The following is a 10,806-nucleotide window of genomic DNA, read 5'->3' as shown; positions in this document are numbered from 1 at the left end:
ATGAGAAAACAATTTTTATTTATAATTTTGGCTTTGATAGTAGTAAATACAAGTCAAGCACAAACCAAATCGACAAAAATAGGATACATCGACATGGAGTATATTCTACAAAATGTCCCTGATTATAAAGAGGCTCAAACGCAATTAGAGCAGAAAGCCGAAAAGTGGAAGCAAGAAATTGAAACTAAGAAATTAGAAATCAATAAGCTTAAAGATGCTTTAAAAGCGGAGAAAGCATTATTAACGAATGAGTTAATTGATGAAAGAGAAACTGAAATTAAGTTTCTTGAAAAAGAAACATTAGATTATCAGCAACAGCGCTTTGGTGTTAACGGAGATTTAATTAGACAAAAATCAGCTTTAGCAAAACCAATACAAGATCAAGTTTTTACTGCTGTTCAGGATATAGCAGAAGCTAAAAGATATGATTTTATATTTGATAGATCATCTGACTTAACAATGCTTTTTGCAGCAAAAAGATACGATGTTAGTGACAAGGTTTTAAGAGTAATCACCAGAACCGACAAAAGAGAGCAGTTGACAAAAAAACAACTTGCCATAGAAGAAGAAAAAGAAAATAAAGAAAGTGCGATTGATGAAAGTCCTGCTTTACAAGAAAGACAAAAAATCCTAGACGAAAGAAAAGCTGCAAGAGACAAAATACTAGAAGACAGGAAAGCAGCTCAAGAGGAAAAAATAAGAATATACGAAGAAAACAAAAAAGCAATTCGTGACGCAAGGGAAGCTAAAAAAAATGGCACGGTTTCTGAAACAGTAAAAAAGGAAGGCACACCTGCAGTAACTACTCCAACCACAACAGCGGCAAAAACAACTGTAACTGATGATACAAGAGCTAAACAAGCAGAAGAAAGACAAAAGCTTTATGACGAACGTAAAAAGGCTTTAGAAGAAAGAAGAAATAAAATTTTAGAAGAAAGAGAAGCTGCCAAAAAAGCGAGAGAGCAAAAGGCAAAAGAGGACAAACAAAAACAAGGAAATACGACCAATAATTAATTAATATTTTAAAATGATGATGAAACAAATCAAAACTTTACTAATTGCTGCAATACTAGTTTTAGGAGCAAATCAAATGAATGCTCAAGCTAAGGTAGCTCACGTTGATGTAAGCGAAATTATGTCTAAAATGCCAGCAATGATAGATGCACAAAAACAACTTGAAAAACTAAGCGGTACATATGATGCAGATTACAAGAAAATGGTTGAAGAATACCAAGCAAAATTAAAAAAATACGAAGCTGAATCAGCTACAGTAACAGATGCAGTTAATGGAGAACGTTCAAAAGAAGTTCAAGATATGCAAAAAAGAATTGTAGACTATAGAGACAATGCTCAAAAAGAATTGCAACAAAAAGAATCTGATATTGTAAAACCGTTAATGGAAAAAGTGAGAGCTTCTATCCAAAAAGTTGGTAAAGCAAAAGGATACCAATATGTATTAGATGGTTCTACTCTTTTATTAGCTGACGGTCCAAACGTTACTGCTGATGTAAAAAAAGATTTAGGTTTCTAAAAAACTGCTCACCAATAAAATTAAAAAAACTGCTCACCAATAAAATGGTCGAGCAGTTTTTTTTATACATAAAAATTAATTTTATTCTACTCAAAAATCCTCGTTAAAGGCTTTTTTTTGATTCCAAAAAATACTTAACTTTGTTTTTATGACAAACAATAATCCCATAGGCGTTTTCGATTCTGGCATTGGTGGCACTTCAATTTGGAGCGCAATTCATCAATTACTTCCAAATGAAAAAACCATCTATTTAGCTGATAGTAAGAATGCCCCTTATGGCCAAAAAAACAAAGAGGAAATAGTAGCTTTAAGCAAAAAAAATGTGGATTTTTTACTCGGCATGGATTGTAAATTGATTGTTGTAGCGTGTAATACTGCAACCACAAATGCAATTAAGGAATTAAGAGAGCAATATTCTATTCCATTTATAGGAATTGAACCTGCAATAAAACCTGCAGCAATAAAATCAAACACGCACACTATTGGAATACTTGCTACTCAAGGTACTTTAAATAGTGAGTTATTTAATAAAGCAACCGAAATATATCAAGATACTAAAATCATTGAACAAGTTGGTCATGGCTTAGTACAATTAATTGAGAACGGAAATCTAAACTCTCCTGAGATGACACAACTTCTGGAATCTTATCTCAGACCAATGATTGAGGCCAATATTGACTATTTAGTACTAGGATGCAGTCATTATCCATATCTAATTCCGCAGATAAAAAAAATCCTTCCAAAACACATTCATATTATTGACTCAGGAGAAGCTGTTGCTAAGCAAACCCAAAACATACTACGTGAGAAAGTCGGATTTAATAATGAACCAGCAAATGAACCTGTGTTTTACAGCAATAGTAATCCAAAAGTTTTATCAGACATATTAGAAAATAAATATAAAGTTGAAGAAAAAGATTTCTAGTAATCATTCAAATTTCCTCCTAACAAACCATATTCCATCCAATGATAAATTGATTGATAATTTATGATAATTCTCTTTTATAAGACCATCCCCAATTTTACCTTTTTGCCCATAAGAATACGAAATATTTAGAGCCGAAAAAGTATTATACTCCAAAGGAAGGGTTAATCCTAACGAAAAAGACATATTATTGACTCTTCGGTTATCAACTTCAAGATATCCTGTATCATAATTTATTCCTGTTGCGTAACGAATACGGTCTATATATTTTCGGGCATTCTTATTACTTTTATAAGAGAGGCCTAATGCAAATCTATTTTGATTTACAAAACTTCCATATAACTCCGATTGTTTTGTATCATTCCATAAGCTCTTTTCATAATCAAAAGTCATATTCAAATTATTTTTAAAAAGCTTACTAACCCCTACTCCAATTTCTGAAGGTAAATAATAATCATCTGTATCTGAGTCAGCATTAGAATCTGTGGTTATCGTACCTGAATCCCCTACAATGGTGATAATTTGTACTTTAGAAGCCTTAACTCTCGATGGTGATTTGAAGGTTGAGCCAATTGTTAATGTTGAATCTACTTGATATTGCACTCCAAACGTAGGTCTGAATCCATTATAATTTGTCTTTTTATTACTATTAGTTATAGAATTATTAATAGTATAATATCTGTCATCGGTAGTATTCCCAAAAAGTACTGCTGCAGAAAGCCCTAAAGACAATCTTTTATTGATTTTGTAAGCATAGGAAAGATCAAAATTATTCAACCCTCCCGAACCTGTTACATCCAGATTATATAACTCTTGACTATTTTCTATTGGAATTTTTAAATTTGAAATCTTAAATGATGCACTTGAATAGGGGCGCAAAGCAATACTAAAAGCACTTTTTTGAGTAATTGGAAAAGCAAATGCTATATGAGAAAACTGAGCATTGTTTCGACTTTCTGATTTTGAACTGTTTTGATATGTACTACCTATAAACTTTCCTCCAATATCAAACAAAAAATGATTTTGTAACATAAATCCCAATGAAGCTGGATTAAGATTATTAATGAATTGATCAGATGGCAGAGCAATCCCCGAGGATCCAATTGAAGGAATCGAACCAAAATCTGAATCATACAAACTACCCAATCCATAAAGCGAATAAGGTGAACTGGAAATACTTTGAGAAAATGAAGATACTGACATTAAAACTAGTAGGCCTGCGAACGCAATTTTATTTTTCATTTAATAAGTAATATAATAAATTTTTAATTCCATTTTATTGTTTGGAAATTTCTGATTTGCCAAAACAAGCCGATTAACCGCTTTATTAATATTAGGAAACGTAAGGATTAATGAGGATTTAGAATCTGACTGCTTTAACATCTCTTTCTGCAAAAAACCTCCTATAGAGAGCTTGTATCCTACATTTTCATTAAACTCATCACTAGCTTTATTTAATAATGCATACATGGCAGCTCCTGAGGAATTATTAAGTGTACCACTAATTCTGTTTAAATTATCTCCAACATATACACGCAATGAATCTGCCAATGGATAAATCTTAGAATATGAATTCGCAACTGGCTTTATAATCAATACTGCATCAACGATTGCTCCTTTTTCGGCAATATATTTAAGCTTTTTTATGTTCGGAAAATCAATCCTACATGCGATTCCTGTTCCTGACTGAATGAAACCTTTATTTTCGGTTTGCGAACTAGGTAACTTACTCGAAAGAAATTGGTAAATTTTGAATGAGAGTGCCTGTCTTATCTAATGTAATCGCGTTAAACTGCTTGGTAGCATCTAAAATAGAGAAATCTTTTATTAATGATTTTTCACTTTCACTTGGGAATCTAGAATAGTAAAGCCTCATCACACTTGTAGTCTGATTAAAACCAAGTACACTTGATGAACTTGCTCCTGATGATGTAATGACCATTCCTTTCAGATATTCTGTAAACTCATCAAAATTGACAACTTCTCTTTTCTTTAACTTCTGAAAAAGTTCTGAACCAAAAGCATCACTCATTCTTATATTAATCGAATCTTTTTCTGTTGGCCGTGGCTTATACGAAATCACACCTAAACTTTCAGGAGTATAGGTTAAAGTCGAATTATTATAAAAGTTTTTATCTTCTTTATTTGGTTTTACTTTTTGAGTTAATCGATGAATATCAAATGACTGTATTTGAGTAGTATCCCCAAAAAAGTAATTATCATATCTTAAGATCATTGCTATTGAATCATAAACATAATTTGGCAAGTTCGTATCTGAATCTTCTTTATACAAATCATAATCACTTGCAAGAATCTGGAAATAGCTATCCGATTTTACTTTTCCAAAAATGGGATCATCATAATTCCCTAGCAAAATCCTACTTTGATTAGATGTAACCAATGAATCAAAATTAATAGTAGACATATCAACTGTTAACGTATCAATTAAAATTACTTTATTTCCGATTGACAAATAATCTGATCCAACAACAAACTCTCCTGCATCGGCATCCGAATTACAGGAAATCATAAAAACCCCTAGAAACAACAGCAACAATAATTTGTACATAAATATTTTTTGAACAAATATAAAATGCTGTTTTCTAGAGAACATCATAACATATACAACCTAGGCTTTTCTATCTATAAATACCACAAAATAATCTACAATCCCTCAGACAATGCAAATACTTCCTTCAGCGTTAAAATACCCCATTTAGTCTATTGGAAAGCCCCATACATATATCTTCTTTTTTTTAAAATAATAGCATAACTACTTTTGAACCAATAATGAAATAATGAAAATAAAACCTTTACTATCCTTACTTATTATGGCACCTATGTTTACAATTTATGCTCAAACTGGTTTTAGTATGGATTTAAATATAAAAACAGAACCCGCAGATAAAATCACTTTAAATCAAACTAGCATCGGAATCTCTGCATATAAAAACATCGATACCAAAAATAAGATCACAAATACGCTACAATACAAAAACATTGGAGCAAAGTATGATATAGAAAATTATGATTTTAAACACAATTATAATCCTTATAACAGTATCAAAAACACCTTAATATTAGAGCATCAATTAACAAAAAACACCACATTGAATCTAGAAATAGAACCATCATTAAACTTCCAGAAAAACATTAATCTTTCTGATTTGTCAATTTTAGGTGGTTTAGAAATTAATCATATTTTAAATAAAAATAACATTATATCTATTGGAGTAAAAAGAGCAAATACCTTAGGATTGCCTAAAATAACACCAACATTTTCTTTTTATCATAAAATAAATAATGAGGCTGCAATGTCTATTGGTTTTCCTAGTACAGCGATTACATACTCAAAAAATATGCAAAACGTTTTTAGCATTACTAACCGTTTTAATGGTGATTTTTTTAACCTAGATACCATTCATAATTCTGCCACAAAAGTTAGTTTATCTCAAATGACTACTGCATTTGAATATGAAAGGAATATGGATGGAAGTTGGTTTGTAAACTTTAAAGGTGGGTATAATTTTAATAAAAAATACCAACTATCAAATCATAGCAACGACACTGTTTATGATTTTAATATCGGTAATGGTTACATTTTTAACATTGGTATAAAATACAAACACTAATAAATATAATACATTATGAATAGCTTTAAAAAAGGAATATTATTCGCAACATTTATTATGAGCCTTACTTTAGTAGGCTGTAGTAATGATAATTCTGATGATGAATTAATAGGAAACTGGATTAAAAAGTCTGCCTTTGATGGTCCTGCAAGATCCAGTGCTACAAGTTTTGTAATCGGAACATATGCTTATGTGGTTACTGGATATACAGGAGATGGTTATCTGAAAGACCTTTGGGTATATAATTCAACAGGTGATTATTGGGAGCAGAAAGCAGATTTTAAAGGAGTTGCCAGAAGCTTCTGCTTCAGGATTTGAATTAAACGGAAAAGGCTATATCGGACTTGGCTATGATGGCACGAATAAGTTAAAAGATTTTTACGAGTACAACCCAGCAACCAATATTTGGGAACAAAAAGCAGATTTTGCAGGTACTGCACGCTATTCTGCAGTAGGATTTCAAGTTGGAGGAAAGGCTTATTTTGGCACAGGTTACGATGGGAATTATCTAAAAGACTTTTATCAATACAATCAAGATTCGAATACCTGGACTCAAGTAAATGGCTTTAGTGGAGACAAAAGAAGAAATGCAACTGTTTTTGTAATCAATAACAAAGCCTATTTAGGCACTGGTGTAAACAGCGGTATAAATCAAAATGATTTCTGGCAATTTGACCCAAGTACTGATCTCTGGACTAAAAAAAGAAATTTAGACGATAGCGAAAGTGATCATGATACTTATTATATAAAACGTACAAATGCTTCAAGTTTTGCTATGAATGGCTTAGGATATATACTATGCGGAGAAGGTTTAAAATCGGTTTGGGAATATAATCCTGTCACTGATTTATGGAAAGAAAGAACCGCTCTAGAAGGATCTTCAAGAACTGACGCTATAGGATTTGCAATTAATGACAGAGGATTTGTTTTATTAGGAAGATCTGGTTCTTCTTATTTTGATGATGTATGGGAATTTAAACCTCTTGAAGAACAAAATGATGATGACAATTAATACAAAAAAGGCATTCTTCTGGGCAAAAATCCAGAAGAATCATTCTTATTTATTTTCAAAAACAATTACAATAGTAACACTACTATTAATTGCAGCTTGCAATAAAAAAGAAAATTACCACGTAGAATCTATAAAAACCGCTACTGGCTGGGGATATACAATTGCTAATGATGAAAAAATCATAATTAAGCAAACCATAATTCCTGCCATCGATACCTACAAGGGCTTTAGAACTGAGAAAGATGCTATAAAAATAGCTAATCTAGTAATCAAAAAGCTAGAAGCTAATTTATCTCCAACGATAACTAAAAAAGATTTAATTTTATTAGATATAAATATTTAAATGAATATCGAAATAACCAAAAATACAAATACGAACAAAATTCTATTTCACAGTGTGATATGGACTTTTTTTATTTTAACTTCATTGATTCAGTTTTATGAAAGTCCATTTCAGATAAATCCAGATTTTTATGTACAGTGGATTACTGGAATAATATTATTTTATCTAAACTATTTTTATCTGGTTCCAGCATTACTTTTGCAAAAAAAATATTGGCTTTATTCCTCTTTTATAGCCGCGCTTATTATCACTTTTATGATTATTCGAGCCAGCTATTTTATCCCAGAGATTCAAATGGCAAAAAGAATTCTTCCTGCTAAGATGTTGCCTCTTGATGGACGTCCAATGCCTAAAGATTTTGGATTTAGAACTACAATAGCAGTACAGCCTTTGTTTTTTAAAATAGCACCTTCTTTTTTATATTCTAGTTGTTACAATAAGTGCTATTATTAAAACATTGTCAGAATTTTATAATAACCAACAAAACAAATTAATAGCTGAAACTCATAGAACAACTACTGAATTGATTTATTTACGAAAACAAACAAACCCACATTTCTTGTTCAATTCATTAAATAGTATTTATTCTTTGGCTCATAAAAAATCGGATTTGGTTCCTGATGCAATCGTCACTTTATCTGAATTAATGCGCTATATGCTGTATGAAACAGACAATAAAACAGTCGCCCTCGAAAAGGAAATAAACTACATTCAGAACTATATAGAATTACAAAAATTAAGATTAAATAATATCGAAAATATTACCATTAATGTCCATGGAGAACCCAAAAACAAATACATTGAGCCATTATTATTAATCTCATTTGTAGAAAATGCATTTAAGTATGGTACTGATTATAAAGGTGCTGCTCATGTAAAAATAAAGATAGTCATCGAAGAAAACAGCTTGGACTTTTGGGTCGAAAACAAGGTTGAAAACTACAAAAAGGATCTCAGAAAATTCTGGAATTGGATTAACCAATATTAAAAGCCGTTTAAGTCTTCTTTATCCTGAAGCACATGAACTTAAAATAACCGAAACTAAAAAGTTTTATAATGTACATCTCAACTTAAAACTAGACGAGATACAAACTCCATTACCTAAAACGTAATAAACAATGTTTGTTATAAGCGAAAAAAATTATAACAGCAAATTAACTATTGAAAATCTAATTTTAACTTGTCTTTAGTTGTCAAGTTATATTTTCGCATCATAAATTTTACCTAAAAAAAATAACTAATGAAATGTGTAATTATAGATGACGAGCCTCTAGCAGTTGAATTACTTAAAGATTTTGTTAGCAAAGTCGATTCCTTAGAATTAGTAAGCACCTTCAATAATGCTATTGATGCTATTTCTATCATAAATCAGACAAGTATTGATTTGATTTTTTTGGATATCGAAATGCCTCATTTTTCAGGAATAGATTTCCTAAATGCTATCGAAAAAAAACCTTTAGTTATTTTTACAACTGCCTATTCTGATTACGCCGTTGAAGGATTTAATCTTGGAGCTGTAGATTATCTCGTTAAACCAATTCCTTTTCATCGCTTTTTAAAGTCGGTTGTAAGAGCACAACAATTATTCAATCCCTTGCACATCCCTGCAAGTGTAAATCCTATTTCTGCTCCCGAAATTAATCAGGATTATATGTTTGTAAGAGCTGAATATGAGAATATAAAACTAAACTTTTCAGATATTTTATTCATCGAAGGATTAAAAGATTATGTAAAAATTTATACTACAGACAATAAATACACCTTAACCTTAATAAGTCTTATAAAACTTGAAAATTTACTTTCTAATAAAGGCTTCTCCAGAATTCACCGATCGTATATTATTAACATCAAACATGTGAAATCAATCCAAAAAAACAAAGCTTTGATTGGTGACAAAAGAATTCCTATTAGTGAAAGCTATAAAAATGCTTTCTTCGAAAAAATAAATTTATAATTACTCCTTCCCTTCTTTAAACCAGCTAGAATACATTACATAATTATTAGAAATACGTTCAATTTCGCCAGCAAAGTCAGATTGGTCAATATCTTTCACTTTCTTAGCAGGTATCCCTGCATAAATGCTGCCTGAAACTACTACTGTATTTTGAGTTACTACTGCTCCTGCTGCAACAATAGCATTACTTTCGACAACACAATTATCCATTACAATTGCTCCCATTCCTATCAATACATTATCATGAATTGTACAACCATGCACAATTGCATTATGTCCTATAGAAACATTGTTACCTATTATTGTTGGATGTTTTTGATAAGTACAATGAATAATTGCTCCATCTTGGATATTTACTTTGTTTCCTATTTTAATAAAATTTACATCTCCTCTAATTACAGCGTTGAACCAAACACTACATGAATCTCCAAAAGAAACATCTCCAACAATTGTTGCATTTTCGGCAACATAACAATCATTCGGAATATTCGGTGTTTTTCCGTTTACAGATTTTATCAGCATGAGTTTATTTTTTTAAAATGAATTATAATTAATTTATAGCAGGACAATCACAATCATATTTTTCACGCTTACAGAATAAATTAAGCCCCAAAGTAATTTGATGATATGCGCCATTATCAAATTTAACATTTCCAGTAACTTGCGAATAAGTGTAAGCAAACATAAAGTTTTTATAATTAACTCCTAAGATAGGTGTTATGTATTGCAGTTTTTGAGTAGAAACACTTGAACCATTATAATATTGTGCACCATCAAAACTTCTTCTATATGATAGTCCAGCCCAAAGACTACCAAAATCCATATTCTTGTATGCCTTTAAATTAAAATCGATTAGCTTCTCTTTGGTTTTATCAAATAATTGAAAAAGTACCGAAGGCTCCCACAATAACTTCCTTTTGTTTCCAAAAACATATCCTGCACTCAAGAGATATTTTCTGAGATTATCACTTTCAAATTCTGTATATATTTGTCGTCTTGTTTCTACTGCTCCTTGAACTGTTGCATGAGCGTAAAAATTAAGGAAATTATATGATGCTCCAAAATCAACATTAAAATAAGAATCCTTCTGAATGTTTCCAAAAACAATCGGGTCAAATTCTCCAAATGAAGTTTCGTCTAACTGATTCTGAATTACTCCAGCATTGATACCGAATGAAAGCTGATTCAAATCGATTTCATCTCTCGAAAAAAGAATATGATATGCATAAGTTAGTTTAATTCCTTTTTGAGAATGATATCCATTTTTATCATTAAAAAGTATAATTCCTGCTCCTGATCTATCACCTACACGACCATTAAAGCTTAATGTCTGAAGTGCTGCCTCCCTAACAACAGGAGCATGTATTAACCTTAGCAATACGTAACTCAACGAAGTAATTATACATAAC

The 10,806-nt window shown here is 31.0% G+C and carries 15 protein-coding genes; 10 read left to right on the top strand and 5 right to left on the bottom strand.

The features are described 5' to 3' along the window. From AC1RYN_RS09800 to murI, 3 genes are all read left to right on the top strand, one after another. A complete protein-coding gene (locus AC1RYN_RS09800) occupies positions 1 to 1,014 on the top strand; it encodes an OmpH/Skp family outer membrane protein (RefSeq protein WP_481806830.1) in 1,014 nt (337 codons plus the stop codon). Positions 1,015 to 1,033: 19 nt separating this feature from the next. Next, positions 1,034 to 1,531, top strand: coding sequence for an OmpH/Skp family outer membrane protein (locus AC1RYN_RS09795; RefSeq protein ID WP_229991342.1), 498 nt, complete (start codon positions 1,034 to 1,036; stop codon positions 1,529 to 1,531). 148 nt (positions 1,532 to 1,679) lie between these two features. After that, the gene (gene murI, locus AC1RYN_RS09790) at positions 1,680 to 2,456 is read left to right on the top strand and encodes a glutamate racemase (protein WP_481806829.1); all 777 of its coding nucleotides are present in this window, start codon (positions 1,680 to 1,682) and stop codon (positions 2,454 to 2,456) included. A 3-nt stretch (positions 2,457 to 2,459) separates the two neighbouring features. Here murI and bamG read toward each other — a convergent pair whose 3' ends face one another. The 3 genes from bamG to AC1RYN_RS09775 all read right to left on the bottom strand — a co-directional run bounded on the left by bamG (position 2,460) and on the right by AC1RYN_RS09775 (position 5,025). Next, entirely contained in the window at positions 2,460 to 3,698 is a 1,239-nt protein-coding gene (gene bamG, locus AC1RYN_RS09785) for a BamG family beta-barrel-assembly machinery protein (RefSeq protein WP_481806828.1), read from the bottom strand. Next, positions 3,699 to 4,007: a hypothetical protein gene (locus AC1RYN_RS09780; protein ID WP_481806827.1), complete on the bottom strand. Its 309-nt coding sequence runs from the start codon at positions 4,005 to 4,007 to the stop codon at positions 3,699 to 3,701. It lies immediately after the preceding gene. Positions 4,008 to 4,182: 175 nt separating this feature from the next. Further along, a complete protein-coding gene (locus AC1RYN_RS09775) occupies positions 4,183 to 5,025 on the bottom strand; it encodes a DUF4270 family protein (RefSeq protein ID WP_481806826.1) in 843 nt (280 codons plus the stop codon). A gap of 229 nt (positions 5,026 to 5,254) precedes the next feature. On the opposite strand from AC1RYN_RS09775, the gene AC1RYN_RS09770 reads away from it, so the two are divergent. The 7 genes from AC1RYN_RS09770 to AC1RYN_RS09740 all read left to right on the top strand — a co-directional run bounded on the left by AC1RYN_RS09770 (position 5,255) and on the right by AC1RYN_RS09740 (position 9,397). After that, a complete protein-coding gene (locus AC1RYN_RS09770) occupies positions 5,255 to 6,088 on the top strand; it encodes a DUF6268 family outer membrane beta-barrel protein (RefSeq protein WP_481806825.1) in 834 nt (277 codons plus the stop codon). Between the two features lie 15 nt (positions 6,089 to 6,103). Further along, positions 6,104 to 6,406, top strand: coding sequence for a hypothetical protein (locus AC1RYN_RS09765; RefSeq protein ID WP_481806824.1), 303 nt, complete (start codon positions 6,104 to 6,106; stop codon positions 6,404 to 6,406). Then, on the top strand, positions 6,378 to 7,100 hold the full coding sequence (locus tag AC1RYN_RS09760; RefSeq protein ID WP_481806823.1) for a Kelch repeat-containing protein: 723 nt from the start codon (positions 6,378 to 6,380) through the stop codon (positions 7,098 to 7,100). The genes AC1RYN_RS09765 and AC1RYN_RS09760 overlap by 29 nt, the downstream gene beginning before the upstream one ends. Continuing rightward, positions 7,084 to 7,443, top strand: a complete 360-nt coding sequence (locus AC1RYN_RS09755; protein WP_481806822.1) for a DUF4907 domain-containing protein — start codon at positions 7,084 to 7,086, stop codon at positions 7,441 to 7,443. The genes AC1RYN_RS09760 and AC1RYN_RS09755 overlap by 17 nt, the downstream gene beginning before the upstream one ends. Further along, positions 7,444 to 7,896: a hypothetical protein gene (locus AC1RYN_RS09750; protein WP_481806821.1), complete on the top strand. Its 453-nt coding sequence runs from the start codon at positions 7,444 to 7,446 to the stop codon at positions 7,894 to 7,896. 4 nt (positions 7,897 to 7,900) lie between these two features. Next, on the top strand, positions 7,901 to 8,431 hold the full coding sequence (locus AC1RYN_RS09745; protein ID WP_481806820.1) for a sensor histidine kinase: 531 nt from the start codon (positions 7,901 to 7,903) through the stop codon (positions 8,429 to 8,431). Positions 8,432 to 8,683: 252 nt separating this feature from the next. Then, a complete protein-coding gene (locus AC1RYN_RS09740) occupies positions 8,684 to 9,397 on the top strand; it encodes a LytR/AlgR family response regulator transcription factor (RefSeq protein ID WP_481806819.1) in 714 nt (237 codons plus the stop codon). On the opposite strand, the gene AC1RYN_RS09735 is transcribed toward AC1RYN_RS09740, so the two are convergent. Continuing rightward, positions 9,398 to 9,919: a gamma carbonic anhydrase family protein gene (locus tag AC1RYN_RS09735; RefSeq protein ID WP_481806818.1), complete on the bottom strand. Its 522-nt coding sequence runs from the start codon at positions 9,917 to 9,919 to the stop codon at positions 9,398 to 9,400. It abuts the gene before it with no gap. Positions 9,920 to 9,947: 28 nt separating this feature from the next. Beyond that, the coding region (locus AC1RYN_RS09730; RefSeq protein ID WP_481806817.1) for a PorP/SprF family type IX secretion system membrane protein at positions 9,948 to 10,806 on the bottom strand (859 nt) is incomplete at its 5' end.

The sequence above is a fragment of the Flavobacterium sp. TC780 genome (genome assembly GCF_056783245.1).
The sequence above is the reverse complement of the archived record's forward strand: the minus strand, read 5'-3'. Positions and strand labels throughout refer to the sequence as shown.